Below are 26,689 nucleotides of genomic sequence, written 5' to 3' on the forward strand. Positions count from 1 at the left end.
CTTACTAATTTTGAATTAGTATCAGTATACCATTTTTTAAAACGAGAGTAAAAAAGCAAGGGTAGTTTCTTTTTTGAGAATTGTCACAAAATTTGCTATAATAGTGACTATGAATAGAATAAGAGTCAGTAAGCGGGTTGAAAAAAAGCTTGCCAAAGGTCTGGTTTTACTAGAAGCCAGCGATCTTGAGAATGTCAATCTTAAGGATCAGGAGGTAGAAGTCTATCGTCAAGAAGGCATCTTTCTTGGGACTGCCTACCTTTCTCAGCAAAACAAGGGCTTGGGCTGGTTTGTGAGCACAGACAAGGTGACCTTCAATCAAGCGTTCTTTGAAACGCTGTTTAGACAAGCTAAAGAAAAGAGAAAAGCCTACTATCAAGATGATTTGACAACTGCCTTTCGTCTCTTCAACCAAGAGGGAGATGGCTTTGGCGGTCTGACAGTGGACCTGTATGGCGACTATGCTGTCTTTTCTTGGTATAACTCTTATGTTTATCAGATTCGTAAGGTTATTTCTGAAGCCTTTAGACAGGTTTTTCCTGAGGTTTTAGGAGCATATGAGAAGATCCGTTTTAAGGGTTTGGACTATGAATCTGCCCATGTTTATGGTCAAGAAGCACCTGACTTTTTCACTGTTTTGGAAAATGGTGCCCTCTATCAAGTCTTTATGAACGATGGCTTGATGACAGGGATTTTTCTAGACCAGCACGAGGTTCGTGGTAGTCTAGTGGATGGGTTGGCTATGGGTAAATCCTTGCTCAATATGTTTTCTTATACAGCAGCCTTTTCAGTAGCTGCGACCATAGGGGGAGCTAGCCAGACAACTTCGGTTGACCTAGCTAAACGTTCACGAGAATTGTCTCAAGCGCATTTTCAGGCAAATGGAATCAGCACAGACGACCATCGTTTTATAGTTATGGATGTTTTTGAGTATTTCAAGTATGCCAAACGAAAAGCCTTGACCTATGATGTGATTGTCCTAGATCCGCCTAGCTTTGCTCGGAACAAAAAACAAACCTTCTCTGTGGCTAAGGATTATCACAAGTTGATATCCCAGAGTCTTGAGATTTTAAATCCTGGAGGGATTATTATTGCCAGTACCAATGCTACCAATGTATCTCGTCAGAAATTTACAGAACAAATTGATAAAGGGTTTGCAGGAAGAAGTTACCAGATTTTAAACAAATACGGTCTTCCAGCAGATTTCGCCTATAACAAAAAAGATGAAAGTAGTAATTACCTCAAGGTGATTAGTATGAAGGTTAGTAAATGAAATTAATCGTTTCAGTAATGCCAAGAAGTTTAGAGGAGGCTCAGGCTCTGGATGCCACGAGGTATCTGGATGCCGACATCATTGAATGGCGTGCCGACTATCTGCCTAAAGAAGCGATTTTGCAGGTAGCTCCAGCTATTTTTGAAAAATTTGCAGGTCGTGAATTGGTTTTCACGCTACGAACTCGTTCTGAAGGGGGAGAAATCGACCTTTCTCCAGAAGAGTATATCCATCTAATCAAGGAAGTGGCGCAACTCTATCAACCAGACTATATTGATTTTGAATACTATAGCTACAAGGATGTTTTTGAGGAGATGTTGGATTTCCCGAATCTCATTTTGAGTTACCACAATTTCCAAGAAACACCTGAAAATATGATGGAAATCTTGTCAGAGTTGACGAGCTTAAATCCAAAACTTGTTAAGGTTGCGGTGATGGCTCACACGGAGCAGGATGTGCTAGACTTGATGAACTATACACGAGGCTTTAAAACCCTCAATCCTGAGCAGGAATATGTAACCATTTCTATGGGCAAGGTGGGCAAGGTCTCTCGTATCACTGCGGATGTGACGGGTTCGAGCTGGTCTTTTGCTAGTCTAGATGAGGCCAGTGCTCCAGGTCAGATTTCTCTAGCTAGCATGAAAAAAATCAGGGAGATTTTGGATGAAGCTTGATGGCTATACACGTTTAGCTGCCGTTGTTGCCAATCCTATTAAGCATTCTATTTCCCCCTTCATTCACAATAGTGCCTTTGAGGCGACAGATACCAATGGTGTTTATGTGGCTTGGGAGATTGAAGCGAGTGATTTGGCAGAAACAGTGGATAATATTCGTCGCTACCAGATGTTTGGCATCAACCTTTCTATGCCCTATAAGGAGCAGGTGATTCCTTATTTGGATGAGCTGAGTGATGAAGCACGCTTGATCGGTGCGGTTAATACGGTTGTCAATGAGAATGGCAATTTAATTGGATATAATACAGATGGCAAGGGATTTTTTAAGAGCTTGCCTTCTTTTACAATTACAGGTAAAAAGATGACCCTGCTTGGTGCAGGTGGTGCGGCTAAATCAATCTTGGCACAGGCTATTTTGGATGGTGTCAGTCAGATTTCTGTCTTTGTTCGTTCCGTTTCGATGGAAAAAACAAGACCTTACCTGACCAAGTTACAGGAGCAGACAGGCTTTAAAGTGGACTTGTATGCTTTAGAAGATGTTTCTGTCTTGCAGGAAAGGATTGCCGAGTCGGACCTACTGGTCAATGCCACTAGTGTTGGGATGGATGGACAGTCATCTCCAGTTCCTGAAAATATAGTCTTACCAGAAACTCTCTTAGTAGCAGATATCATTTACCAACCTTTTGAGACGCCGTTTTTAAAATGGGCCAGAAGTCAGGGGAATCCAGCGGTTAATGGTCTGGGAATGTTGCTCTATCAAGCTGCAGAAGCTTTTCAACTGTGGACAGGCAAGGAAATGCCGACAGAAGAGATTTGGCAGTCCTTAACAGAAAAATACCAATAAAGAAAGGGAGATTCTCCTATGAAAATCAGAATCGATATTCCTCATCATCCTTATGAAATTCAGATTGAAAAAGGCTGTCTGGCTCAGGCTGGTCAGTGGTTGAGAGAACTCTGGCAACCGCAAAAAGTAGCCATTGTAACAGACAACCATGTAGCTTCTCTTTATGCAGAGAAGGTCAAGCTCAGCTTAGAAGATGCTGGTTTTCAGGTAGCGGTATTTGACTTTTTAGAAGGGGAAGAAAGAAAGAATTTAACTACTGTTCAGAAAGTCTATGAATTTTTAGTCAAGCAAGGTCTGACTCGTAGCGATGGAATCGTGGCTCTTGGTGGTGGTGTCGTTGGGGACCTGGCAGGTTTCGTAGCCTCTACCTATATGCGGGGTATTCACTTTGTTCAGATTCCGACCAGCTTGACAGCTCAGGTGGATTCTTCTATAGGTGGAAAGACGGGTGTTAATACTCCATTTGCTAAAAATATGGTGGGGACCTTTGCCCAACCAGATGGGGTTTTGATTGACCCACTTGTTCTTGAAACGCTTGGAAAAAGAGAGTTGATTGAAGGGATGGGTGAGGTTATCAAGTATGGCCTGATTGAGGATCCAGCACTTTGGGCTCTCTTGACGGAGCTGGATGGTTCTGTTGAGAGCATTCTGGAACATGCAGAGACTTTGATTGAACATTCTTGCCAGGTCAAGCGCAAGATGGTGGTTGAGGATGAGTTGGACAATGGTGTTCGTCTTTACCTCAATTTTGGCCACACTATTGGCCATGCTATTGAATCGACGGCTGGTTATGGCAAGGTCATGCATGGAGAAGCTGTGGCCATGGGTATGGTACAGATTTCCAAGGTTGCTGAGGAAAAAGGTCTCATGCCAGTTGGCATAACTCAGTCCATTACAGCTATGTGTCAGAAATTTGGCTTGCCTGTTGACTATGAAAGCTGGGATGTTGACAAGCTGTATCAGGCTTTGACTCATGATAAGAAGGCGCGTGGCAATACCTTGAAGTTGGTTTTGGTACCAGAGCTCGGTTCAGCGACTATCCACTCAGTTTCTCTGGAAGAGATGAAAGACTACTTGGTAAAATAAGGAGAGTGTATGAGATATTTAACTGCAGGAGAATCACACGGTCCCCGTCTGACAGCTATCATTGAGGGAATTCCAGCTGGACTTCCTTTGACAGCAGAGGACATCAATGAGGATTTGAAACGCCGTCAGGGTGGCTACGGTCGAGGCGGTCGTATGAAGATTGAGAGTGACCAGGTTGTCTTTACCTCGGGCGTTCGCCACGGGAAGACGACAGGGGCTCCCATTACCATGGATGTCATCAACAAAGACCACCAAAAATGGCTAGATATCATGTCTGCAGAGGACATAGAAGAGCGACTTAAAAGCAAACGAAAAATCACCCATCCTCGCCCAGGACATGCCGACTTGGTTGGGGGGATCAAGTACCGTTTTGATGATTTGCGAAATTCCTTGGAACGTTCATCTGCCCGTGAAACAACTATGCGAGTGGCAGTCGGGGCTGTAGCCAAACGCCTCTTAGCTGAACTGGATATGGAGATTGCCAACCATGTCGTGGTCTTTGGTGGCAAGGAAATCGATGTACCTGAAGATCTGACAGTGGCTGAGATTAAGGAAAGAGCTGCCCAGTCTGAAGTTTCTATTGTCAACCAAGAACGAGAACAGGAGATCAAGGACTATATTGACCAAATCAAGCGTGACGGTGATACCATCGGTGGGGTTGTCGAGACAGTCGTCGGAGGTGTTCCAGTCGGCCTAGGTTCCTATGTACAATGGGACAGAAAATTGGATGCGCGATTGGCCCAAGCAGTTGTCTCTATCAATGCCTTTAAAGGAGTGGAATTTGGTCTTGGATTTGAAGCTGGTTACCGTAAGGGTAGCCAAGTTATGGACGAAATTCTCTGGTCCAAAGAAGACGGCTATACTCGCCGTACTAACAATCTGGGCGGTTTTGAAGGTGGTATGACTAATGGGCAACCCATTGTTGTTCGTGGAGTCATGAAACCCATTCCTACTCTATACAAACCACTCATGAGTGTGGATATCGAAACCCATGAACCCTACAAGGCAACCGTGGAGAGAAGTGATCCGACTGCTCTCCCAGCTGCAGGAGTGGTCATGGAAGCCGTTGTGGCTACGGTTCTAGCACAAGAAATCCTCGAAAAATTCTCATCAGACAATCTTGAGGAATTAAAAGAAGCAGTGGCCAAACACCGAGACTATACAAAGAACTATTAAGGAGTTCCTATGGCAAAAACAATCTATATCGCAGGTCTTGGGTTAATTGGTGCCTCTATGGCCCTAGGCATCAAACGCGATCATCCAGATTATGAAATTTTAGGTTATAATCGCAGTCAAGCTTCGAGAGATATCTCCTTGAAAGAAGGCATGATTGACCGTGCAACGGATGATTTTGCCAGTTTTGCTCCTTTGGCAGATATCATCATTCTCAGCTTGCCAATCAAACAAACTATTTCTTTCATTAAGGAATTGGCCAACTTGGACTTGAAAGAAGGCGTGATTATCTCAGATGCTGGTTCGACCAAGTCAGCCATTGTGGATGCGGCGGAGCAATATTTGGCTGGCAAACCTGTTCGCTTTGTCGGGGCTCATCCCATGGCTGGTAGTCACAAGACAGGGGCTGCTTCTGCGGATGTCAATCTTTTTGAAAATGCCTATTATATCTTTACACCTTCAAGCCTGACAGGTCAGGACACGCTTAAGGAAATGAAGGATCTGCTTTCAGGTCTTCATGCTCGTTTTATCGAAATTGATGCCAAGGAGCATGATCGAGTCACTTCTCAGATTAGCCATTTTCCTCATATTCTGGCTTCCAGTCTCATGGAACAGACCGCGGTCTATGCTCAAGAACATGAGATGGCAAGGCGCTTTGCGGCCGGTGGTTTTCGAGATATGACTCGAATTGCGGAAAGCGAGCCAGGTATGTGGACTTCCATTCTCTTGTCTAATCGTGAGACTATTCTGGAGAGAATTGAGGATTTTAAGGAACGTTTAGATGAGGTTGGTCAAGCCATCAGCAAGGGAGATGAGGGGCAAATCTGGAACTTTTTCAACCAAGCGCGTGAGCAACGTCAGGCCATGGAAATCCATAAGCGTGGTGGTGTGGATAGCTCTTATGACCTCTATGTTGACGTTCCCGATGAAGAAGATGTCATTTTACGAATCTTGGAATTACTACGTGGAACTTCCTTGGTCAATATTCACATTAACGAGGAAAACCGTGAAGATATTCACGGGATCCTACAAATTTCATTTAAAAATGCTCAAGACTTGGAACGAGCCGAGCATCTCATAACAGAAAATACAGACTATACAGTAGTCATCAAATAAGGAGAAAATCATGTCAAATATCTACGATAGTGCAAACGAACTCAGTCGCGGTCTACGCCAATTACCAGAATACAAGGCTGTCAAAGCAGCTAAAGATGCTATTTCAGCAGATGCTGAGGCAAGTAAAATCTTTACAGAGTACGTTGCTTTCCAAGAGGAAATTCAAAGACTAGCCCAGACAGGTCAAATGCCAGATGCTTCCTTTCAAGCGAAAATGGAAGACTTTGGTAAACAGATTCAAGGAAATAGCCTCTTGTCAGAATTCTTTACTAAGCAACAACAATTGGCAATTTACCTTTCTGACATTGAAAAAATTGTTTTCGAACCAGTTTCAGAATTGCTAAAATAAGAAATAACTATCATAAAGTCAGAAATTTTTAAGGAATTTCTGGCTTTTTATGATAAAATAAGTAAAAGTATTGCAAGTATGAGGTCCAGTATGAAACTAAAAACAAACATTAGCCACTTACATGGCAGTATCCGCGTCCCAGGTGACAAGTCTATCAGCCATCGTTCCATTATCTTTGGAAGTTTGGCTGAGGGGGAGACCAAGGTTTATGATATATTACGTGGCGAAGACGTCCTTTCGACCATGCAAGTCTTTCGTGACCTTGGTGTTGAGATTGAGGATAAAGATGGGGTTATTACCATTCAAGGTGTAGGTATGGATGGCTTAAAAGCTCCACAAAATGCCCTTAATATGGGAAATTCTGGCACCTCGATTCGCCTGATTTCAGGTGTTCTTGCTGGTGCAGACTTTGAAGTAGAGATGCTTGGAGATGATAGTCTTTCTAAACGCCCAATGGACCGTGTGACGATTCCATTGAAAAAAATGGGCGTCAGCATTTCAGGGCAAACTGAGCGAGACTTGCCACCGTTACACTTAAAGGGAACGAAAAACTTAAGACCTATTCAATACGAATTGCCAATCGCTTCTGCCCAGGTCAAGTCAGCCTTGATGTTTGCGGCCTTGCAGGCTCAGGGGGAGTCCGTGATTATTGAAAAAGAGTGCACCCGTAATCATACTGAAGATATGTTGCAACAATTTGGTGGTCATTTAAGTGTGGAGGGCAAGAAAATCACAGTCCAAGGGCCACAAAAATTGACAGGACAAAATGTGGTTGTTCCAGGAGATATTTCAAGTGCAGCCTTTTGGTTAGTCGCAGGTTTGATTGTTCAAAATTCTCGTGTGCTGCTTAAGAATGTGGGCATCAACGAAACGCGTACTGGTATCATTGATGTCATTCGTGCCATGGGTGGAAAACTAGAAATAACTGAAATTGACCCAGTCGCTAAATCTGCTACCTTGATTGTTGAATCTTCTGACTTGAAAGGAATAGAAATTGGTGGCGCCTTGATTCCACGTTTGATTGATGAATTGCCAATTATCGCTCTTCTGGCGACCCAAGCCAAGGGTGTGACAGTTATCAAAAATGCTGAGGAGCTCAAGGTTAAGGAAACAGACCGCATTCAGGTGGTGGCAGACGCTTTAAATAGCATGGGTGCGCATATCACACCTACAGCAGATGGAATGATTATCAAAGGAAAATCAGCCCTTCACGGTGCTAGAGTCAATACTTTTGGAGACCATCGTATCGGCATGATGACGGCTATCGCGGCCCTCTTGGTTGCTGATGGAGAGGTGGAGCTTGATCGTGCAGAAGCCATCAATACCAGCTATCCTAGTTTCTTTGATGATTTGGAGAGCTTGATTCATGGCTAAGGTGTTATTAGGCTTTATGGGGGCTGGAAAATCGACTATTGCAAGAGGCTTGGACTCTAATTACCTTGATATGGATGCTCTGATAGAGAAGCGCTTAGGCATGTCTATTGCAGAATTTTTCTCGGAAAAGGGAGAATCGGCCTTTCGACAGGTAGAATCAGAAGTCCTAGCTGATTTACTACAAAGAGATCAAGTCGTGTCAACTGGTGGAGGAGTGGTTATTTCTCAGCGAAATCGTGACTTACTCAAGACCAATTCTGATAACATCTACCTAAAAGCAGATTTTGAAACACTCTACCAACGTATCACAGCTGATCAGGACAATCGACGCCCGCTTTTTCTAAATAATAGCAAGGAAGAATTAGCAGCTATTTTCCAAGAACGACAGGCTTGGTATGAGGAAGTAGCCAGTCGGGTTTTGGATGTGACCAAGCTAAGTCCAGAGGAAATTATAGAGGAACTGAGATGAAAATTGCTTATCTAGGTCCCAAGGGATCATTTTCACACCATGTTGTGCAGACAGCTTTTCCTCATGAGGAATTGCAGGCTTTTGCAAACATTACAGATGTCATCAAGGCCTATGAGCAAGGCTTGGTGGACTATTCTGTGGTGCCAGTTGAAAATTCTATCGAGGGTAGTGTTCATGAAACCTTGGACTACCTTTTTCATCAGGCTCGCATTCAAGCAGTTGTAGAAATCGTTCAGCCTATTCATCAGCAGTTGATGGTGGTTCCAGGCCATACTAAGATTGAAAAGATTTTTTCACATCCACAGGCCTTGGCTCAAGGAAAGAAATTCATCGATGAACAATATCCAGAGGCTCAAATCGAGGTAACAGCTAGTACAGCTTATGCAGCCCGTTTTATTTCCGAACATCCAGACCATCCCTTTGCAGCCATTGCACCTAGAAGTTCTGCTGAAGAATATGGCTTGGAATTAATTGCTGAGGATATTCAGGAAATGGAAGCCAATTTCACACGTTTCTGGGTTTTAGGAGCTGAAAAGCCTAGTATTCCCTTGCAAGCACAAAGTGAAAAAATGAGTTTGGCCTTGACCTTACCTGACAACCTTCCAGGTGCACTTTATAAGGCCCTGTCGACCTTTGCTTGGCGAGGAATTGACCTGACAAAAATTGAAAGTCGGCCACTCAAGACAGCACTGGGAGAATACTTTTTCATTATTGATGTGGACTATGCTGATAAGGACTTGGTCCACTTTGCCCAAAAAGAATTAGAAGCGATTGGAATCCAGTATAAAATTCTGGGTGCCTATCCTATTTATCCAATATCAGACCATGGAAAGGAGAGAAGATGAGCAAAGAAAATCCGTTAAGCCATCACGAGCAGTTGCGTTATGACTATCTTTTTAAGAACATTCATTACCTCAATGAGCGAGAGAAAAAAGAGTTTGCTTACCTGCAAGGTAAGTTAAATATGGCTAGCAGTAGTAAAGCTTCTCCAGAAATTTATAATGAAAATCACGATATGGAAGAGTCTTTCATGGAACCAGTCAATCAGTCTCCTCTTCCATCCTATGGTAACCGTAGTCGTGCAAAAAAATATCAGAAAAGTCATCCTCTTCCAAAGGTTAAGTCCAAAAAACGTAAGATTCGTTGGGGGCGCATTTTTGCAGGATTGCTTGCCCTTCTAGCCTGTGTCGGTTTTGGCATGATTTTTATGTTCCTAAAAGGCTATTCAAATGCTGATCCAAATAAACCTGCCAATGCTAAGGCAGCTCAAGTAGAAGTTTTTCATGGTCAAGATACCAAGGATGGGGTTAATATCTTGATCATGGGTACAGATGGGCGAATCGGTCAAAATAGTGCTGAGACGCGGACGGACTCTATTATGGTATTAAATGTTGGCGGCTCAGATAAGAAAATTAAGCTGGTCAGCTTCATGCGTGACAATTTGGTTTATATAGACGGTTACAGCCAAGTCATTAACGGTAGAAAACAGACAGATAACAAGTTAAACGTGGCCTATGAGTTAGGAGAACAAGAGGGGCAAAAAGGGGCAGAAATGGTTCGCCAAGTCTTGAAAGATAATTTTGACTTGGACATTAAGTACTATGCTTTGGTTGACTTTCAGGCCTTTGCAACAGCGATTGACACGCTTTTCCCTGATGGTGTGACAATTGATGCCCAATTTTCAACATTGAATGGGCGTCCATTAACAGAAGCTACAGTCGGAGATGATTTGCATGCTACTGAGACTGAATCTCCAACCCAAACCATCAAAGTTGGGAAACAGCAGATGAACGGATCAACCTTGCTCAACTATGCTCGCTTCCGTGATGATGATGAAGGTGATTACGGTCGTACCAAGAGACAACAGCAAGTGTTGACAGCTGTTCTGCAACAACTCAAGGATCCAACTAAACTTTTTACTGGATCAGAAGCACTTGGTAAGGTCTTTGGCATGACCTCTACGAATGTTCCTTATAGTTTCCTACTGACCAATGGCTTATCCTTCCTAGATGGAGCGCAAAATGGCATTGAGAGATTAACAGTTCCAGAACTAGGTGATTGGGTTGATGCCTATGATGTCTATGGAGGCTTGGGGTTACTGGTTGATCAAAATAAATATCAGAATAAATTATCTCAGATGGGCTTGAGATAAAATAAGATAGGAGAATCAAAGTTTGAAGGCTATTTATCTAGCAATCAGGCTTTGATTTTTTACAGTCTGCAATAGATTTTCACCCCTTATTTGTGGTATAATGAAACGATACGATAGAAAGAATAATGAACAATATGACTGATTTAAAAGCAATTCAGGCTCGAAGTCTGGAGATGGCTGAATATTTTGTGGCTTTTTGTAAAGAACATGATTTGCTTTGCTATCTCTGTGGGGGAGGCGCTATTGGTGCCCTTCGAAACAAGGGTTTCATTCCTTGGGATGATGATCTAGATTTTTTTATGCCTCGTAAAGATTATGAGAAATTAGCAGAATTATGGCCTCGTTATGCAGATGAACGTTACTTCTTATCAAAGAGTAATAAGGATTTTGTCGACCGCAATCTTTTCATTACCATTCGTGACAAGGAAACGACCTGCATTAAACCTTACCAGCAAGATTTGGATTTGCCACATGGTCTGGCCTTGGATGTCTTGCCTTTGGATTATTATCCGAAAAATCCAGCTGAGCGGAAAAAACAGGTTCGTTGGGCACTGATTTATTCTCTTTTTTGTGCCCAAACTATTCCAGAAAAGCATGGTGCACTTATGAAATGGGGGAGTCGTATTTTACTGGGATTGACTCCAAAATCTCTCCGTTATCGCATTTGGAAAAAAGCTGAAAAAGAAATGACCAAGTATGATCTAGCTGAGAGCGATGGAATCACGGAACTATGCTCAGGTCCTGGCTACATGAGAAACAAGTACCCAATCGCATCTTTTGAGGATAATCTTTTCTTGCCTTTTGAAGGAACAGAGATGCCTATTCCAGTTGGCTACGATGCCTATCTTAGTACTGCTTTTGGAGATTATATGACGCCACCACCAGCAGACAAGCAGCTACCGCATCATGATGCTGTCATCGCTGATATGGATAAGTCTTATACAGAGTACAAGGGAGAATATGGAGAATGATGGGAGAAAAAATAAGCGTTATCGTTCCAGTCTACAATGTAGAAGCCTATCTGGAACGATGTGTGGAGTCAATTCTTCATCAGACCTATACCAATTTTGAACTAATCCTAATAAATGATGGATCTACTGATTCCAGTGGACAAATTTGTGATGATTTAGCATATCAGTGTGAAAATATCAAGGTTTACCATATCGAAAATGCTGGTGTTTCTAATGCCAGAAATACTGGGATTCAGCTAGCGACGGGTGCTTGGATAACTTTTGTTGATAGCGATGATTTCGTCACCAAGGATTACCTAGCTACTTTAGCTAGTGCAGTTGAGGAAGGAAATGTAGGTTTTGTGATTGCTCCTCTACACCATATCAAAAATGGAATAGAGACAGACTTACCCCCGTATTCTGGTAGAAAAGAACTTTGGTCAACAGAAGAAACCATGAAAGAATTACTGATGACCACTAAGACATCATTCTTTCCAGTCGCAAAACTATTTAAGAGAGACTTGCTGGTAGATGAGAAATTTAATACAGACTACCATCTAGCTGAAGATGCCTTATTTTTAACTGAATTGCTACTAAAGACAAGATGTAGTAGCGTATTTATTGACAAACCAATTTATTATTATGATCATCGTGAGGGAAGTGCGACAACATCTGTTAATCGGTATGTATTTGATACGATAAAAGTTTATATGAGAATTATTACCCAAGTATCACAAGCGTTTCCTAACTTAAAATATGAATTAAAAAATAGAGAATGTTGGTCATATATCACAGTCTACGATAAAATCATATTTACTTCATCTGATCAGTATCAAAAGGAGAAAGTCGACCTAAGGACTTGGATTATTCAGCATCGACACGAAATATGGAAGGATACTTATTTCACCACATTTCGTAAGATAGCTGTCCTGTCACTTGTCTTTTCTCCATGGATATATAAAAAAATTGTTGGATTCAGAAACTAATATTATGAGAAGGAGTTGAAAATGAATTTTCCAATAATGAATGAATACTTTGAAAAATCAAAACTATGGGTTTCATATCTGTTTGTTTTTATTTCGATTTTAAGTATGAGTTCACTAGTTTATAAGATAGCCAATCCTCTTTATAAGGGATTATCAGCAATTGTATTGTTTTATATTTGCTATACGTTATTGTTTAAGTGGAAAAAAATCACAGTAGATCGTAAATTTCTGTCCTTATTTGGTCTATTAGCAGGAAGTCATCTGTTATCAGCTATTTTCAATCGCTCTGGACATTTGATTGGAAATGTGATTGAGTTCCTCTTTATGGTAACCTATATTTTATTATTTACCATGTTAGAATCAGGTCAATTAAAGAAATTATTTGATTGGATTGCATACACTATTCAACTTGTTTCTTTTTCTTCTGCGATTTTTGCGTTTGGTTTATTGGTAAGTAGAGTCCTTATCCTATTTAAAATTGGACAGCAATCTTATTACTATGGTGTTATGAATGGACGTCTGTGGGGGATTGTCAATCCAAATGCTAGTGCGATATTTTCATACATTAGCATTGTTTTGGCTATGTATTTGATTCATAAAGGAAGTAAATATTCTGTCTATCTTAAACTGAATAATGTGATTCAATTAGTTTATTTTGCAACCATGCAAAGTAGAGGAGCTTTATTATCTTTAGTGTTAATGCTTGGGTTTTATAGTTTCTTTATTAACAGGGGCAAGTTAGCTAAGCGATTTCTAATCTTTATAGTTTCTGCTTTACTTGTTTCTGCTGCTAATATCGGATTGAGTTATGTAACCTCTATTTACATATCCTCGGGGAAAGCGACTGTATTAGACTTAAATAAAGGACAATCTTATGCAGAAACGGATTCTTCAGTTATAAAAAAAACAGGAGAACTTCATCTAATAGAAACAACACCTAGTGGTAGAACTTATATTTGGATAAATGCTATAAAAATGGGAAGTGAGAAACCAATTTTTGGTTATGGTGTACGAAATGTTCCAGATTATTACACAAAATATTTCAGTAAATTTGAGATTCAAAATTCTCTTATTGGTGGAAATTTCCACAACATTTTGGTAACGATATTTGTTAGTTCTGGAATTTTAGGTTTAGTATCTTTTCTACTTATACTAGGATATATATTTAAGCGCTTTTTGACTTATTTGATTGTTTCTAAAAAGAACTCTGAAAAGTTAATTATGATTCTTTTCTTTGGCATCTTGTTCGGTCAATTATTTGAAAGTCAGATTATGTACTCAACTAACTTTATTAATATTATCTTTTGGTTGATTATTGGTTATGGATTAGTTGTTTGCAAACGTGATGAAGGTATTCGTTATCAGGAAGTAACTGATATTAGAGAGATTCAACAGATGGAACTAGGAATCATGGAATACATTCATGAAACTTGTCAGAAAATTGGTGTCAAATATTTCCTAGCTTATGGCAGTCTTATCGGTGCGGTTCGTCATAAAGGTTTTATTCCTTGGGATGATGACATGGATATCTGTATGTTACGAGAAGATTATGAAAAGTTGCAAGACTACCTTATCTCTAACCCTGACGAACGTTATGAAGTGATGTCTTATAAAAATAATCTCAACTATGTCTATCCCTTCATGAAAGTGCAGGATAATCAAACTTATTTGTTAGAAGAAGATGTTCGCATTGATTCCAATATGGGGATTTATGTAGATATTTTCCCTGTAGATGGTTATGAGGATGATTCTGTTTTTAAAGATAAAATGACGAGACTTATAAAAAAACGTCAATTAAGCTGTTATACATTTAAGGGTATTACCAATACTAAAAGTCTATTAAATTCTTTAATTCGCTATATATCAGTCATTGTCTTCTATTTCACAAATACGAATAAGTATATTAGAGGCATTGATGAACTTGCTAAATCTAGAAAAGTAGATGATTACGAGTTGGTTGACTATCTTATTTATAAAGATATGCATAAACCAGTCTGGAAGCGAGAGTGGTTGGAACAAACTATTATGGGTGTATTCGAAGGTAAGGAATTTATGATTCCAAAAAATTATCATGAAATTCTAACCTCGGACTACGGAGACTACATGCAACTACCACCAGTTGAGCTAAGGTTCTCTCATCATGATTTTCAATTGTGGAAAATTATTAAGGTATCTCAGTGATGTTATTGAAATGAAGAAACCATTGACTCAATGTAAAAAGATTAGGAGTGAATAATAGATGTCAGAGAAAATTTTGACTCTTGAAGAAATTAAACAAATTGAATTAGATATTTTAAACTATTTGCATGAATTGTGTGAGGAACATGAAATCAAGTATTTTATTGATTTTGGAACCTTACTAGGAGCTGTACGCCATAAAGGTTTTATTCCTTGGGATGATGATACAGATATTTCCTTGGCGCGTGATGAATTTGAAAAACTGTATAAGGTTTTAAAAAATGAAAATCATCCCTACTATAAATTAATTTCATTCAGAGAAACAAAGGGGTATCCTTACAGTTATATGCGAGTCTATGATGTGAGGACACGTCGAGATGCTAATCTTTTAGATAAGTCAGTTATTCTAGGTACTTGTGTTGACATTTTTCCATACGATGGAGTTGTTACAGATGAACGTGATAGAAAAAAGATGAGACTTTATAAACAATTTATTAGACTTTCGTCTCTGAATTTTAAAGGAGTCAAAATAGATAATGGAGGAGTCAAGAATTTACCACGTTATTTTGCATCTGCAATTTTCAGACTGACTTCTCCACAGAAATGGAATGAAAAATTGGAGAAGTTAGCTTTGCAATATGATGTTGAGCAGGCTACAGATCTTGCATGTACTACTTATGACTCTTACTATCCAAGTGGAATTAAGAAAGAGTGGTTATATGATACAATTGAAATGCCATATGAGAATATTCTTGTGAAGGTTCCTAGAAAATTCCATGAGATTCTGGTTTACGAGTTTGGTAAAGACTATATGACTCCTCCGCCTATTGAAAATCAAAATCCAGGAACTGATAAAAATTACTGGACTGATTAATTTATGAGCAAATTGCTTTGATTTGATAATTCGATAAAATAAATAACCTACCTATCTACTGGAATATTCCTTGTTTTCGATAGGTAGGTTATTTTTTAATTTCTTTTAATCTTAGCAAGTGCAAGATTGAGTGCATAGTGGAGTGTTTTATCTTTGGTAAGAAATAGCGTCAAGAGATAATAGATACCGCAAGTCGCAACAGTCGAGAGAACCATGATTATCATATTGAAGTTGACTGTATAAGAGTTGATTTGGAAAAGGAATTTAAATGCAAAATAGATTGGAATGAATCCGAGCGATATAATAGTATAGCGTGTTAAAGTAGTAAAGATTTCTTTTAAGTCAAGCAGATGATGTTTCTTGATAAAGTAAATTTCCAGTAGAACAACTACAGTTTCTGCAATAATAGTAGTAGCAATGTAGTACTCTGGTGCAAAAATATTATTGAAATACAAGAGACTGTTGAGTAGGATATTAGCTCCGCCACCAATAAAGTAAAAGGCTGTTAAACGATTTTCGTGGTCGTTGATGAAGATAATTTGTTTACCAAGGATTAACTCAATGGCCCAGATGATGGTACGAAAGGCGAAGACACTAGTCACAATACCTGCTTCGAGGTATTTTTCAGAAGAGTAGATGACTGCTGCGTAGTTCCCTAATACCATAATCCCAATACTGGTTGGAATGATAAGGAAATAAAAGAGGGTGGCTCCTTGGTTCAGAAGATTTTTATAAGATTCGTAGTCTTTCTTACCGAGATAGTAGCCGAGACGTGGAATACTGACGTTGATAGCTCCACTCAGGACACTGGCAATCAACATAACGATGCTAGAAGCAATAGTGTAATAAGAAATGTAGTTTTCATCAGGTCCCTTGGTAATAAACATTCTATCAAGTAAGGTGTAGAGCATGTTGGCATTAGCTAGAAGCAACATGGTCAAGAGTGGCTTAGATGCTTTGATTAATTCGACAAGACCAATCTTGACAAAGGAAACTTCTCTCTTGATCCAAAGAAAACTAAGCAGGTAGTTGAGGATAGTTGTTGCACTCATGATAATTGCATAAGGTACGATATCATTTGGAGTTTTTACAAAGGTGAAGATAGCGACCAACATAGCAATACGAATAACCAAGGTTTTGTATAAGATAAAAGCATAATTTTCATAAGCCTCGTTCATCCACTCGATATAAAGGAATTGGAAGAGAGCTTGGACACCAAGTATATAGTAGAGTTCTTTTAAATTTTCAATACTATTATCCAGGTAAATAAATAGGAAATAGATACTTGTTGTTAGAACAGATGTAATAATGGAGATATAGAATAATTTAGAGAAAACATAGTTGATTTTATTTTTATCATCCTTGACCTTACTGATAGCTCGAATTCCGTAGTTGTAGATTCCGAAGGCGGCTAAAGGAATGACAAAGCTAGCCCAGGTATTGGCAGTATTGAAATAACCGTAGTTGGATTTGCTGAGAATCCGCGTCAGATAAGGATTGGTTATCAGAGGAAAAACGATATTGAGAACATTGACTAGTAAGCTAGCCAGTGCATTAACTTTTATATTTTTCATTGTACTTTCTTTCTTGTATTGTAAAATGGTCTCTAGTATTATATCACATTCTCGCTTCATTCTTTTGATAAAATCGTAAAAATCTAGTATAATAGATAGAACTGAAAGTATGAGGTTACTAGCAATGAAAATGAAACAAATTAGTGATACAACTTTGAAAATCACGATGTCTTTAGAGGATTTGATGGATCGTGGCATGGAGATTGCTGACTTTCTTGTTCCTCAAGAAAAAACAGAAGAGTTCTTTTATGCTATCTTGGATGAGTTAGAGATGCCTGATAGCTTTCTGGATACAGGCATGTTGAGCTTCCGTGTGACTCCAAAACCTGATAAGGTCGATGTCTTTGTAACCAAATCAAAGATTGACCAAAATCTAGATTTTGAAGATTTATCGGATTTACCAGATATGGAAGAATTGGCTCAAATGTCGCCAGATGAATTTATCAAAACCTTGGAAAAAAGCATCGCAGAAAAGACTAAGGATGATATCGAAGCGATTCAATCTCTAGAGCAAGTAGAAGCCAGGGAAGAAGAGCAGGAGCAGACTGAACAAGAAGTTGAAAGCAAGAAAGAGCCTTACATCTACTACATCCTTTCTTTTTCTAAGTTAGCTGACTTGGTGGCTTTTGCCAAGACAGTGACTTTTGATATGGAAACTTCTGAACTCTACAAGATGAATGAGAGCTATTATTTGACCATTTTAGTGGATATTGAAAATCATCCAAGTCCATATCCAGCTTGGCTGTTGGCTCGTATGCGCGAGTTTGCAGACGATAGTGATATCAGTCGTTCAGTCTTACAAGAGTATGGCCAAGTCTTGATCAATCACGATGCAGTGATCAATCTACAAAAGATTGGATAATCATTTCTGGAAAATTATTTCTAGATTTTAGGAAGAGCGAATCATCTGATTCGTTTTTTCTTTTTTAGACTGAAATAGTGATTTACTATAATAGGAATTTTCACAAAATTCTGTTATAATGGCTATATTAGAAAATTTCGAGGAGACAAACATGACAGTTAAAATTGCTTTACTAGGATTTGGTACCGTTGCAAGTGGCGTGCCTTTCCTCCTAAAGGAAAACGGAGAAAAAATCACTCAATCAGCACATTCAGAGATTGAAGTTGCCAATGTATTGGTCAAGGATGAAGATGAAAAGAATCGCTTGCTTGCGGCAGGGAATGACTTTAACTTTGTAACCAATGTGGATGACATTTTGTCAGATCAAGACATTACGATCGTAGTGGAATTGATGGGGCGTATCGAACCTGCTAAAACCTTTATCACTCGTGCCTTGGAAGCTGGCAAACACGTTGTTACTGCTAACAAGGACCTTTTGGCTGTCCATGGTGCAGAATTGTTAGAAATTGCTAAAGAGCATAATGTAGCACTTTACTACGAAGCAGCAGTAGCTGGTGGGATTCCAATTCTTCGTACTTTAGCAAATTCCTTGGCTTCTGATAAAATCACGCGCGTGCTTGGAGTAGTCAACGGAACTTCCAACTTCATGATGACCAAGATGGTGGAAGAAGGCTGGTCTTACGATGATGCTCTTGCGGAAGCGCAAAGACTAGGTTTTGCAGAAAGTGACCCGACAAATGACGTGGATGGGATTGATGCAGCCTACAAGATGGTGATTTTGAGCCAATTTGCTTTTGGCATGAAGGTTGCCTTTGACGATGTAGCCCACAAGGGAATCCGCAACATCACACCAGAAGACGTAGCTGTAGCCCAAGAACTTGGCTATGTAGTGAAATTGGTTGGTTCTATTGAGGAAACTCCTTCAGGAATTGCTGCAGAAGTAACTCCAACTTTCCTTCCTAAAGCACACCCACTTGCCAGTGTGAATGGAGTGATGAACGCTGTCTTTGTAGAATCTATCGGTATTGGTGAGTCTATGTACTACGGACCAGGTGCTGGTCAAAAACCAACTGCAACAAGTGTTGTAGCTGATATTGTTCGTATCGTTCGTCGCCTGAATGATGGAACCATCGGTAAAGACTTCAACGAATACAGCCGTGACTTGGTCTTGGCAAATCCTGAGGATGTTAAAGCAAACTACTACTTCTCAATCTTGGCACCAGACTCAAAAGGTCAGGTTTTGAAGTTGGCTGAAATTTTTAATGCTCAAGATATTTCCTTCAAGCAAATCCTCCAAGACGGAAAAGAGGGTGACAAGGCGCGTGTCGTTATCATTACACACAAGATTAATAAATCTCAACTTGAAAATGTCTCAGCTGAATTGAAGAAGGTTTCAGAATTTGACCTCTTGAATACCTTCAAGGTGCTAGGAGAATAAGATGAAGATTATTGTACCTGCAACCAGTGCCAATATCGGACCAGGTTTTGACTCGGTCGGTGTAGCTGTAACCAAGTACCTTCAAATCGAGGTCTGTGAAGAACGAGATGAGTGGTTGATTGAACACCAGATTGGCAAATGGATTCCACATGACGAGCGTAATCTCTTGCTCAAAATCGCTTTGCAAATTGTACCAGACTTGCACCCAAGACGTTTGAAAATGACCAGTGATGTTCCCTTGGCGCGTGGCTTGGGTTCTTCTAGCTCGGTTATTGTTGCTGGTATTGAACTAGCCAACCAACTGGGCCAGCTCAACTTGTCAGACCATGAAAAATTGCAATTAGCGACCAAGATTGAAGGACATCCTGACAATGTGGCTCCTGCTATTTATGGTAATCTCGTTATTGCAAGTTCTGTTGAAGGGCAAGTCTCTGCTATCGTAGCAGACTTCCCAGAGTGTGATTTCCTAGCCTATATTCCAAACTATGAATTGCGTACTCGAGACAGCCGTGGCGTCTTGCCTAAGAAATTGTCTTACAAGGAAGCTGTTGCAGCTAGTTCTATTGCCAATGTGGCGGTTGCTGCCTTGTTGGCAGGAGATATGGTGACAGCTGGTCAAGCAATCGAGGGAGACCTCTTCCACGAGCGCTACCGTCAGGACTTGGTGAGAGAATTTGCGACGATTAAGCAAGTGGCCAAAGAAAATGGTGCCTATGCAACCTACCTCTCTGGTGCTGGGCCGACAGTTATGGTTTTGGGTTCTCATGACAAGATGCCAACGATTAAGGCAGAATTGGAAAAGCAACCTTTCAAAGGAAAACTTCATGGCTTGAAAGTTGATACCCAAGGTGTCCGTGTCGAAGCAAAATAAAGAATAGATGATAGGATGGGGAAACTCTCGACCAGAGGGCTTCCTATCCTTTTTTTGAAAAGAAGTTTATACTTAATGAAAATCAAAGAGCAAACTAGGAAGCTAGCCGCAGGCTGCTCAAAACAGTGTTTTGAGGTTGCAGATGTAAGCTGACGTAGTTTGAAGAGATTTTCGAAGAGTATTAGTTAAAAACTTGATAAAGGAGAAATAAAGATGGCAGAAATTTATCTAGCAGGCGGTTGTTTTTGGGGCTTAGAGGAATATTTTTCACGCATTTCTGGAGTGCTAGCAACCAGTGTCGGCTATGCTAATGGACAAGTCGAAACGACCAATTATCAGTTGCTCAAGGAAACAGACCATGCAGAAACGGTTCAAGTGATTTATGATGATAAGGCAGTGTCACTTAGAGAGATTTTACTTTATTATTTCCGTGTCATCGACCCTTTATCCATCAATCAACAAGGGAATGACCGTGGTCGCCAATATCGAACTGGGATTTATTATCAGGATGAAGCAGATTTGCCAGCTATCTACACAGTGGTGCAGGAGCAGGAACGCATGCTGGGTCGAAAGATTGCAGTAGAAGTGGAGAAACTTCGCCACTATATTCTGGCTGAAGATTACCACCAAGACTATCTTAAGAAGAATCCTTCAGGTTACTGTCATATCGATGTGACGGATGCTGAAAAGCCATTGATTGATGCAGCAAACTATGAAAAGCCTAGCCAAGAGGTGTTAAAGGAAAGCTTATCAGAAGAATCCTATCGTGTTACCCAAGAAGCTGCTACAGAGGCTCCATTTACCAATGCCTATGACCAAACCTTTGAAGAAGGGATTTATGTAGATATTACGACAGGTGAGCCACTCTTTTTTGCCAAGGATAAGTTTGCCTCAGGTTGTGGTTGGCCAAGTTTTAGCCGTCCGATTTCCAAGGAATTGATTCATTATTACAAGGATCTGAGCTATGGAATGGAGCGAATTGAAGTTCGTTCTCGGTCAGGCAATGCTCACTTGGGTCATGTTTTCACAGATGGACCTCGGGAGTTAGGTGGCCTCCGTTACTGTATCAATTCTGCTTCCTTGCGCTTTGTGGCCAAGGATGAGATGGAAGAAGCAGGATATGGCTATCTACTACCTTACTTAAACAAATAAATCAGAGAGGGTGGGTGCTTCCCACTTTCTTCATTTCCAGAATACGAATAGAAGGGATTTATGAAACACCTATTATCTTACTTCAAATCCTACATCAAGGAATCGATTTTAGCCCCCTTGTTCAAGCTTTTAGAAGCTGTGTTTGAGCTCTTGGTTCCCATGGTGATTGCTGGGATTGTTGACCAATCCTTGCCCCAGAGAGATCAAGGTCATCTATGGATGCAGATTGGTCTGCTCCTTATCTTTGCAGTGATTGGCGTTTTAGTGGCCTTGATAGCTCAATTTTACTCATCTAAGGCTGCGGTTGGATTTGCCAAAGAATTGACAAACGACCTCTATCGACATATTCTTTCATTGCCTAAGAGCAGCAGGGATCGTTTGACCACTTCTAGCTTGGTTACTCGCTTGACCTCGGATACCTACCAGATTCAGACTGGTATCAATCAATTCCTGCGTCTCTTTTTGCGAGCGCCCATTATCGTTTTTGGTGCCATTTTTATGGCTTATCGAATCTCAGCTGAGCTGACTTTCTGGTTTTTAGTCATGGTTGCCATTTTGACCATCGTCATTGTAGGGTTATCTCGATTGGTCAATCCTCTCTACAGCAGTCTGAGAAAGAAAACGGACCAACTGGTTCAGGAAACACGCCAACAATTACAAGGCATGCGAGTTATTCGTGCTTTTGGACAAGAAAAACGAGAGTTACAGATTTTTCAAACTCTTAACCTAGTCTATGCTAGATTACAAGAAAAAACAGGTTTCTGGTCTAGTTTATTAACCCCTCTGACCTATCTGATTGTCAATGGAACTCTCCTCGTTATTATATGGCAGGGTTATATTTCAATTCAAGAAGGTTTACTCAGTCAAGGTGCCCTGATTGCCCTCATCAACTATCTCTTACAGATCTTGGTGGAATTGGTCAAGCTAGCCATGCTGATCAATTCTCTCAACCAGTCCTACATCTCAACTAAGCGAATCGAGGAAGTTTTTGCTGAGGCTCCAGAAGATATTCATTCAGAGTTAGAACAAAAGCAAGCTACCAGTAATCAGGTTTTACAAGTTCAAGAACTGACCTTTACCTACCCTGATGCAGCCCAGCCTTCTCTGAGAGATATTTCCTTTGATATGACTCAAGGACAAACCCTTGGTATCATTGGGGGAACAGGTTCCGGTAAGTCAAGCTTGGTGCAACTCATCCTTGGACTTTATCCAGCAGACAAGGGGAGCATTTACCCTTATCGAGATGGATCTAGTCCTCGTAATTTAGAGGAGTGGAGGTCTTGGATTGCCTATGTACCCCAAAAGGTCGAACTCTTTAAAGGAACCATTCGTTCCAACTTGACTCTAGGATTTAATCAAGAAGTAACTGACCAAGAACTTTGGCAGGCCTTGGAGATTGCGCAAGCTAAGGATTTTGTCAGTGATAAGGAAGGTCTCTTAGATGCCACTGTTGAGGCAGGAGGTCGAAATTTCTCAGGTGGACAAAAACAAAGGCTGTCTATCGCCCGAGCAGTCTTGCGTCAAGCCCCATTTCTCATCCTAGATGATGCGACTTCGGCCCTCGACACTATTACCGAGTCTAGGATCTTGAAAGCTATTCGAGAAAATTTGCCAAATACGAGCTTAATCTTGATTTCTCAAAGAACATCGACTTTACAGATGGCTGACCAGATTCTCCTCTTGGAAAAAGGTGAGCTCTTAGCTATCGGCAAGCACGAGGACTTGATGAAATCCAGTCAAGTTTATCGCGAAATCAATGCATCCCAACATGGAAAGGAGGACTAGTATGAGACGACAAACTGCAAACCAGACGCTCATACGTTTGGCCAAAGATTTAGCAAGTCATCCTCTCCTCCTTTTCCTAGCCTTTCTAGGAACTATTGCTCAGGTTGGTTTATCGATTTACCTACCTATCTTGATTGGGCAGGTCATCGACCAGGTTCTAGTGTCTGAGTCTTCGCTAGTTTTTTGGCAAATTTTCATTCAGATGGTATTGGTGGTCATAGGAAATACACTAGTTCAATGGGTCAATCCTCTCCTCTATAATCGTCTAATTTTCTCTTATACCAGAGGCTTGCGAGAGCGAATCATCCATAAGCTCCATCGTTTACCGATTGCTTTTGTCGATCGACAAGGCAGTGGGGAGATGGTCAGTCGGGTGACGACAGACATAGAACAGTTGGCAGCTGGCTTGACCATGATTTTTAACCAATTTTTCATTGGCGTCTTGATGATTTTGGTTAGTATTCTAGCCATGCTCCAAATCCATCTCCTCATGACTCTCTTAGTCTTATTGTTGACGCCACTGTCTATGGTCATTTCACGCTTCATCGCCAAGAGATCTTATCATCTCTTCCAAAAGCAAACAGAGACTAGGGGGATTCAGACTCAGTTGATTGAAGAATCGTTGAGCCAGCAGACTATTATTCAATCTTTCAATGCTCAGGAAGAGTTTATCCAAAGGCTGCGTGAGGCTAATGATCACTATGCAGGTTATTCTCAGTCAGCCATCTTTTATTCATCAACGGTTAATCCTTCGACTCGCTTTGTCAATGCGCTCATTTATGCCCTTCTAGCTGGAGTGGGAGCTTATCGTATCATGATAGGCTCTACCTTGACCATTGGACGCTTAGTGACTTTTTTGAACTATGTTCAGCAGTATACCAAGCCCTTTAACGATATTTCTTCAGTGCTAGTTGAGTTGCAAAGTGCTCTCGCTTGTGCAGAGCGTGTCTATGCTGTCTTAGAAAGTCCTGAGGTAGCTGAAACAGGTAAGGAAGTCTTGACCAGTAACCAAGTTAAGGGAGCTATTTCCTTTAAACAGGTCTCTTTTGGCTATCATCTTGAAAAGATTTTGATTAAGGATTTATCTATTGATATTCCAGCTGGTAGCAAGGTGGCTATTGTTGGTCCGACAGGTGCTGGAAAATCAACTCTCATAAATCTCCTCATGCGTTTTTATCCCATTAACTCAGGAGATATCTTGCTGGATGGGAAATCCATTTATGACTATAATCGTGCCTCCTTACGCCAGCAGTTTGGCATGGTGCTCCAAGAAACCTGGCTCAAGCAAGGGACTATTCGTGACAATATTACCTTTGGCAATCCTGATGCTAGTCGGGAGCAGGTGATTGCTGCTGCCAAAGCAGCCAATGCAGACTTTTTCATCCAACAGTTGCCACAGGGATACGATACCAAGTTAGAAAATGCTGGAGAATCTCTCTCTGTCGGTCAAGCCCAGCTCTTGACCATTGCCCGAGTTTTTCTGGCTATTCCAAAGATTCTTATCTTAGACGAGGCAACATCCTCCATCGATACACGGACAGAAGTGCTAGTACAGGATGCCTTTGCTAAACTCATGAAGGGACGTACAAGCTTTATCATTGCCCACCGCTTGTCAACCATTCAGGATGCGGATATGATTCTAGTCTTAGTGGATGGCGACATTGTTGAGTATGGGAATCATCAGGATCTCATAGCTAGAAAGGGTAAGTATTACCAAATGCAGCAAGCTGCATCTTTTAGCTCTGAATAATCCTTTCTCTTTTGAAATTTTATGGACGAAAAAAGTTGCCTTTGGGTGACTTTTTTGTTACAATAGCTAGAAAAATTATTCACTGTAATACTCAATGAAAATCAAAGAGCAAACAAGGAAGCTAGCCATAGGTTGCTCAAAACACTGCTTTGAGGTTGTAGATAAGACTGACGAAGTCAGCTCAAAACACTGCTTTGAGGTTGTAGATAAGACTGACGAAGTCAGCTCAAAGCACTGCTTTGAGGTTGTAGATAAGACTGACGAAGTCAGTAACCATACATACGGCAAGGTGAATTTGCAGAGGTTTGAAGAGAGTATAAATTGTCTTTTAGAAAAGGAGCCTAGAATGAAAGTCTATCAGCATGTAAATATCGTGACTTGTAATCAAGATTTCCATGTTTATCTGGATGGAATCTTAGCCGTTAAGGGTTCTCAAATCGTCTATGTTGGTCAAGAAAAGTCAGAGATTTTAGAGCAAGCTGAGCAGATTATAGACTATCAGGGAGCCTGGATTATGCCGGGTTTGGTCAATTGTCACACCCATTCTGCTATGACAGGCTTGCGAGGGATTCGAGATGACAGCAATCTCCATGAATGGCTCAATGACTATATCTGGCCAGCAGAAGCTGAGTTTACTCCCGACATGACTACCAAGGCGGTCAAAGAAGCGCTGACAGAAATGCTCCAGTCAGGAACAACAACCTTTAACGATATGTATAATCCCAATGGTGTGGATATTGAGCGGATTTATCAGGCAGTGAAATCTTCCAAGATACGTTGTTATTTTTCTCCTACCCTTTTTTCTTCTGAGGCGGAGACAACTGCTGAGACCATTGCTAGAACACGAGCTATCATTGAAGAAATTATTGGATATAAAAATCCAAATTTCAAGGTGATGGTGGCACCACATTCTCCCTACAGCTGTAGTAAAGATTTACTGGAAGCGAGTTTGGATTTGTCAAAAGAACTGAATATTCCCATCCATATCCATGTGGCTGAGACCAAGGAGGAATCAGGAATTATCCTGAAACGCTACGGCAAACGCCCCCTTGCTTTTCTAGAAGAACTGGGTTACTTAGATCATCCGTCCGTCTTTGCTCATGGGGTAGAATTAAACGAGCGAGAAATTGAGCGCTTGGTATCCTCTCAAGTGGCTATTGCCCACAATCCTATCAGTAACCTCAAACTGGCATCAGGAATTGCTCCAATTATCCAGATCCAAAAAGCGGGAGTGGCTGTGGGAATTGCGACAGATTCAGTTGCTTCCAACAACAACCTTGATATGTTTGAGGAAGGACGAACAGCAGCTCTCTTACAGAAAATGAAGAGTGGAGATGCCAGCCAGTTTCCAATCGAAACAGCCCTCAAAGCTCTAACGATAGAAGGTGCTAAGGTTCTTGGAATGGAAAATGAAATAGGAAGTCTGGAAGTTGGCAAGCAGGCAGATTTTCTGGTCATCCAACCTCAAGGGAAAATTCATCTCCAACCTCAGGCAAATATGCTCTCTCATCTTGTCTATGCAGTCAAATCCAGTGATGTTGATGATGTTTATATTGCTGGAGAACAGGTTGTTAAGCAAGGTCAAGTCCTGACAGTGGAACTTTAGAAGAAAAATCACGAAAAAATTTTAAAAAAAGTTTGCAAAAATCTTGCATTCTTTTTTTGACTATGCTATACTTATATACGGTTTGAAAAAACTGCCTAAGACAGTAGGGGAGCTCGACTCATAAATATCCTACCGAGGACAAAACGTATCATG

General features: G+C 40.7%; 23 protein-coding genes and 1 other annotated feature (1 of these 24 cut by a window edge). Of the genes, 22 read left to right on the plus strand and 1 reads right to left on the minus strand.

The features are described 5' to 3' along the window. Window positions 1-109 precede the first annotated feature (109 nt). The 15 genes from RWO85_RS01130 to RWO85_RS01200 all read left to right on the plus strand — a co-directional run bounded on the left by RWO85_RS01130 (window position 110) and on the right by RWO85_RS01200 (window position 15,498). The gene (locus RWO85_RS01130) at window positions 110-1,273 is read left to right on the plus strand and encodes a class I SAM-dependent rRNA methyltransferase (RefSeq protein WP_314413437.1); all 1,164 of its coding nucleotides are present in this window, start codon (window positions 110-112) and stop codon (window positions 1,271-1,273) included. Further along, a complete protein-coding gene (gene aroD / locus RWO85_RS01135) occupies window positions 1,270-1,947 on the plus strand; it encodes a type I 3-dehydroquinate dehydratase (RefSeq protein ID WP_261024387.1) in 678 nt (225 codons plus the stop codon). The genes RWO85_RS01130 and aroD overlap by 4 nt, the downstream gene beginning before the upstream one ends. After that, entirely contained in the window at window positions 1,937-2,791 is an 855-nt protein-coding gene (locus RWO85_RS01140) for a shikimate dehydrogenase (protein WP_314413439.1), read from the plus strand. The genes aroD and RWO85_RS01140 overlap by 11 nt, the downstream gene beginning before the upstream one ends. 18 nt (window positions 2,792-2,809) lie before the next feature. After that, window positions 2,810-3,877 (plus strand): 3-dehydroquinate synthase, encoded by a 1,068-nt coding sequence (aroB, locus tag RWO85_RS01145; RefSeq protein ID WP_314413441.1) that lies wholly within the window; start codon window positions 2,810-2,812, stop codon window positions 3,875-3,877. A 9-nt stretch (window positions 3,878-3,886) separates the two neighbouring features. After that, on the plus strand, window positions 3,887-5,053 hold the full coding sequence (gene aroC, locus RWO85_RS01150; RefSeq protein ID WP_314413443.1) for a chorismate synthase: 1,167 nt from the start codon (window positions 3,887-3,889) through the stop codon (window positions 5,051-5,053). 9 nt (window positions 5,054-5,062) lie between these two features. Next, a complete protein-coding gene (locus RWO85_RS01155; protein ID WP_042900895.1) occupies window positions 5,063-6,166 on the plus strand; it encodes a prephenate dehydrogenase in 1,104 nt (367 codons plus the stop codon). Window positions 6,167-6,176: 10 nt separating this feature from the next. After that, window positions 6,177-6,515, plus strand: a complete 339-nt coding sequence (locus tag RWO85_RS01160) for a YlbF/YmcA family competence regulator (protein ID WP_314413446.1) — start codon at window positions 6,177-6,179, stop codon at window positions 6,513-6,515. Between the two features lie 90 nt (window positions 6,516-6,605). Continuing rightward, window positions 6,606-7,889 carry a 3-phosphoshikimate 1-carboxyvinyltransferase gene (gene aroA / locus RWO85_RS01165; protein WP_314413447.1) on the plus strand — a complete coding sequence of 428 codons (1,284 nt, stop codon included), beginning with the start codon at window positions 6,606-6,608 and terminating at the stop codon, window positions 7,887-7,889. Further along, complete coding sequence (locus tag RWO85_RS01170) at window positions 7,882-8,358, plus strand: shikimate kinase (RefSeq protein ID WP_314413451.1); 477 nt, start codon at window positions 7,882-7,884, stop codon at window positions 8,356-8,358. The genes aroA and RWO85_RS01170 overlap by 8 nt, the downstream gene beginning before the upstream one ends. Beyond that, entirely contained in the window at window positions 8,355-9,203 is an 849-nt protein-coding gene (gene pheA / locus RWO85_RS01175) for a prephenate dehydratase (protein ID WP_314413452.1), read from the plus strand. The genes RWO85_RS01170 and pheA overlap by 4 nt, the downstream gene beginning before the upstream one ends. Further along, the gene (locus RWO85_RS01180) at window positions 9,200-10,510 is read left to right on the plus strand and encodes an LCP family protein (protein WP_314413453.1); all 1,311 of its coding nucleotides are present in this window, start codon (window positions 9,200-9,202) and stop codon (window positions 10,508-10,510) included. The genes pheA and RWO85_RS01180 overlap by 4 nt, the downstream gene beginning before the upstream one ends. A 125-nt stretch (window positions 10,511-10,635) precedes the next feature. Then, the gene (locus RWO85_RS01185; RefSeq protein ID WP_314413454.1) at window positions 10,636-11,481 is read left to right on the plus strand and encodes a phosphorylcholine transferase LicD; all 846 of its coding nucleotides are present in this window, start codon (window positions 10,636-10,638) and stop codon (window positions 11,479-11,481) included. Next, window positions 11,478-12,446 carry a glycosyltransferase family 2 protein gene (locus RWO85_RS01190; protein ID WP_314413456.1) on the plus strand — a complete coding sequence of 323 codons (969 nt, stop codon included), beginning with the start codon at window positions 11,478-11,480 and terminating at the stop codon, window positions 12,444-12,446. Before RWO85_RS01185 ends, RWO85_RS01190 begins: the two co-directional genes overlap by 4 nt. Before the next feature lie 21 nt (window positions 12,447-12,467). Beyond that, window positions 12,468-14,627, plus strand: a complete 2,160-nt coding sequence (locus RWO85_RS01195) for a LicD family protein (protein ID WP_314413457.1) — start codon at window positions 12,468-12,470, stop codon at window positions 14,625-14,627. Window positions 14,628-14,685: 58 nt separating this feature from the next. Further along, window positions 14,686-15,498, plus strand: coding sequence for a LicD family protein (locus RWO85_RS01200; RefSeq protein WP_314413459.1), 813 nt, complete (start codon window positions 14,686-14,688; stop codon window positions 15,496-15,498). A gap of 95 nt (window positions 15,499-15,593) precedes the next feature. Here the strand turns inward: RWO85_RS01200 and RWO85_RS01205 are convergent, their stop codons facing one another. Beyond that, the gene (locus RWO85_RS01205) at window positions 15,594-17,072 is read right to left on the minus strand and encodes an oligosaccharide flippase family protein (protein WP_314413461.1); all 1,479 of its coding nucleotides are present in this window, start codon (window positions 17,070-17,072) and stop codon (window positions 15,594-15,596) included. A gap of 124 nt (window positions 17,073-17,196) precedes the next feature. Between RWO85_RS01205 and mecA the strand changes: the two genes are divergently transcribed. From mecA to RWO85_RS01240, 7 genes are all read left to right on the plus strand, one after another. Continuing rightward, the gene (gene mecA, locus RWO85_RS01210; protein WP_314413547.1) at window positions 17,197-17,934 is read left to right on the plus strand and encodes an adaptor protein MecA; all 738 of its coding nucleotides are present in this window, start codon (window positions 17,197-17,199) and stop codon (window positions 17,932-17,934) included. A 151-nt stretch (window positions 17,935-18,085) separates the two neighbouring features. Beyond that, a complete protein-coding gene (locus RWO85_RS01215; protein WP_314413463.1) occupies window positions 18,086-19,372 on the plus strand; it encodes a homoserine dehydrogenase in 1,287 nt (428 codons plus the stop codon). Window position 19,373: 1 nt separating this feature from the next. Then, on the plus strand, window positions 19,374-20,243 hold the full coding sequence (thrB, locus tag RWO85_RS01220) for a homoserine kinase (protein WP_314413466.1): 870 nt from the start codon (window positions 19,374-19,376) through the stop codon (window positions 20,241-20,243). Window positions 20,244-20,456: 213 nt separating this feature from the next. Continuing rightward, window positions 20,457-21,395: a peptide-methionine (R)-S-oxide reductase MsrB gene (gene msrB / locus RWO85_RS01225; protein WP_314413468.1), complete on the plus strand. Its 939-nt coding sequence runs from the start codon at window positions 20,457-20,459 to the stop codon at window positions 21,393-21,395. A gap of 60 nt (window positions 21,396-21,455) precedes the next feature. Beyond that, on the plus strand, window positions 21,456-23,180 hold the full coding sequence (locus tag RWO85_RS01230) for an ABC transporter ATP-binding protein (protein WP_314413470.1): 1,725 nt from the start codon (window positions 21,456-21,458) through the stop codon (window positions 23,178-23,180). A gap of 1 nt (window position 23,181) precedes the next feature. After that, window positions 23,182-24,930 (plus strand): ABC transporter ATP-binding protein, encoded by a 1,749-nt coding sequence (locus RWO85_RS01235; protein ID WP_314413472.1) that lies wholly within the window; start codon window positions 23,182-23,184, stop codon window positions 24,928-24,930. Window positions 24,931-25,276: 346 nt separating this feature from the next. After that, on the plus strand, window positions 25,277-26,536 hold the full coding sequence (locus RWO85_RS01240; protein ID WP_314413548.1) for a TRZ/ATZ family protein: 1,260 nt from the start codon (window positions 25,277-25,279) through the stop codon (window positions 26,534-26,536). 76 nt (window positions 26,537-26,612) lie between these two features. Beyond that, window positions 26,613-26,689 (plus strand) — a sequence feature (ribosomal protein L10 leader region); it runs 59 nt beyond the window's last position.

This window comes from uncultured Streptococcus sp. (genome assembly GCF_963521865.1).
GTDB lineage: Bacteria > Bacillota > Bacilli > Lactobacillales > Streptococcaceae > Streptococcus.

Excerpts from the sequence above, each read along its gene's own strand:
- RWO85_RS01130 (WP_314413437.1), top strand. The coding sequence starts at position 110 with ATGAATAGAATAAGAGTCAGTAAGCGGGTTGAAAAAAAGCTTGCCAAA.
- aroD (WP_261024387.1), top strand. The coding sequence starts at position 1,270 with ATGAAATTAATCGTTTCAGTAATGCCAAGAAGTTTAGAGGAGGCTCAG.
- RWO85_RS01140 (WP_314413439.1), top strand. The coding sequence starts at position 1,937 with ATGAAGCTTGATGGCTATACACGTTTAGCTGCCGTTGTTGCCAATCCT.
- aroB (WP_314413441.1), top strand. The coding sequence starts at position 2,810 with ATGAAAATCAGAATCGATATTCCTCATCATCCTTATGAAATTCAGATT.
- aroC (WP_314413443.1), top strand. The coding sequence starts at position 3,887 with ATGAGATATTTAACTGCAGGAGAATCACACGGTCCCCGTCTGACAGCT.
- RWO85_RS01155 (WP_042900895.1), top strand. The coding sequence starts at position 5,063 with ATGGCAAAAACAATCTATATCGCAGGTCTTGGGTTAATTGGTGCCTCT.
- RWO85_RS01160 (WP_314413446.1), top strand. The coding sequence starts at position 6,177 with ATGTCAAATATCTACGATAGTGCAAACGAACTCAGTCGCGGTCTACGC.
- aroA (WP_314413447.1), top strand. The coding sequence starts at position 6,606 with ATGAAACTAAAAACAAACATTAGCCACTTACATGGCAGTATCCGCGTC.
- RWO85_RS01170 (WP_314413451.1), top strand. The coding sequence starts at position 7,882 with ATGGCTAAGGTGTTATTAGGCTTTATGGGGGCTGGAAAATCGACTATT.
- pheA (WP_314413452.1), top strand. The coding sequence starts at position 8,355 with ATGAAAATTGCTTATCTAGGTCCCAAGGGATCATTTTCACACCATGTT.
- RWO85_RS01180 (WP_314413453.1), top strand. The coding sequence starts at position 9,200 with ATGAGCAAAGAAAATCCGTTAAGCCATCACGAGCAGTTGCGTTATGAC.
- RWO85_RS01185 (WP_314413454.1), top strand. The coding sequence starts at position 10,636 with ATGAACAATATGACTGATTTAAAAGCAATTCAGGCTCGAAGTCTGGAG.
- RWO85_RS01190 (WP_314413456.1), top strand. The coding sequence starts at position 11,478 with ATGATGGGAGAAAAAATAAGCGTTATCGTTCCAGTCTACAATGTAGAA.
- RWO85_RS01195 (WP_314413457.1), top strand. The coding sequence starts at position 12,468 with ATGAATTTTCCAATAATGAATGAATACTTTGAAAAATCAAAACTATGG.
- RWO85_RS01200 (WP_314413459.1), top strand. The coding sequence starts at position 14,686 with ATGTCAGAGAAAATTTTGACTCTTGAAGAAATTAAACAAATTGAATTA.
- RWO85_RS01205 (WP_314413461.1), bottom strand. The coding sequence starts at position 17,072 with ATGAAAAATATAAAAGTTAATGCACTGGCTAGCTTACTAGTCAATGTT.
- mecA (WP_314413547.1), top strand. The coding sequence starts at position 17,197 with ATGAAAATGAAACAAATTAGTGATACAACTTTGAAAATCACGATGTCT.
- RWO85_RS01215 (WP_314413463.1), top strand. The coding sequence starts at position 18,086 with ATGACAGTTAAAATTGCTTTACTAGGATTTGGTACCGTTGCAAGTGGC.
- thrB (WP_314413466.1), top strand. The coding sequence starts at position 19,374 with ATGAAGATTATTGTACCTGCAACCAGTGCCAATATCGGACCAGGTTTT.
- msrB (WP_314413468.1), top strand. The coding sequence starts at position 20,457 with ATGGCAGAAATTTATCTAGCAGGCGGTTGTTTTTGGGGCTTAGAGGAA.
- RWO85_RS01230 (WP_314413470.1), top strand. The coding sequence starts at position 21,456 with ATGAAACACCTATTATCTTACTTCAAATCCTACATCAAGGAATCGATT.
- RWO85_RS01235 (WP_314413472.1), top strand. The coding sequence starts at position 23,182 with ATGAGACGACAAACTGCAAACCAGACGCTCATACGTTTGGCCAAAGAT.
- RWO85_RS01240 (WP_314413548.1), top strand. The coding sequence starts at position 25,277 with ATGAAAGTCTATCAGCATGTAAATATCGTGACTTGTAATCAAGATTTC.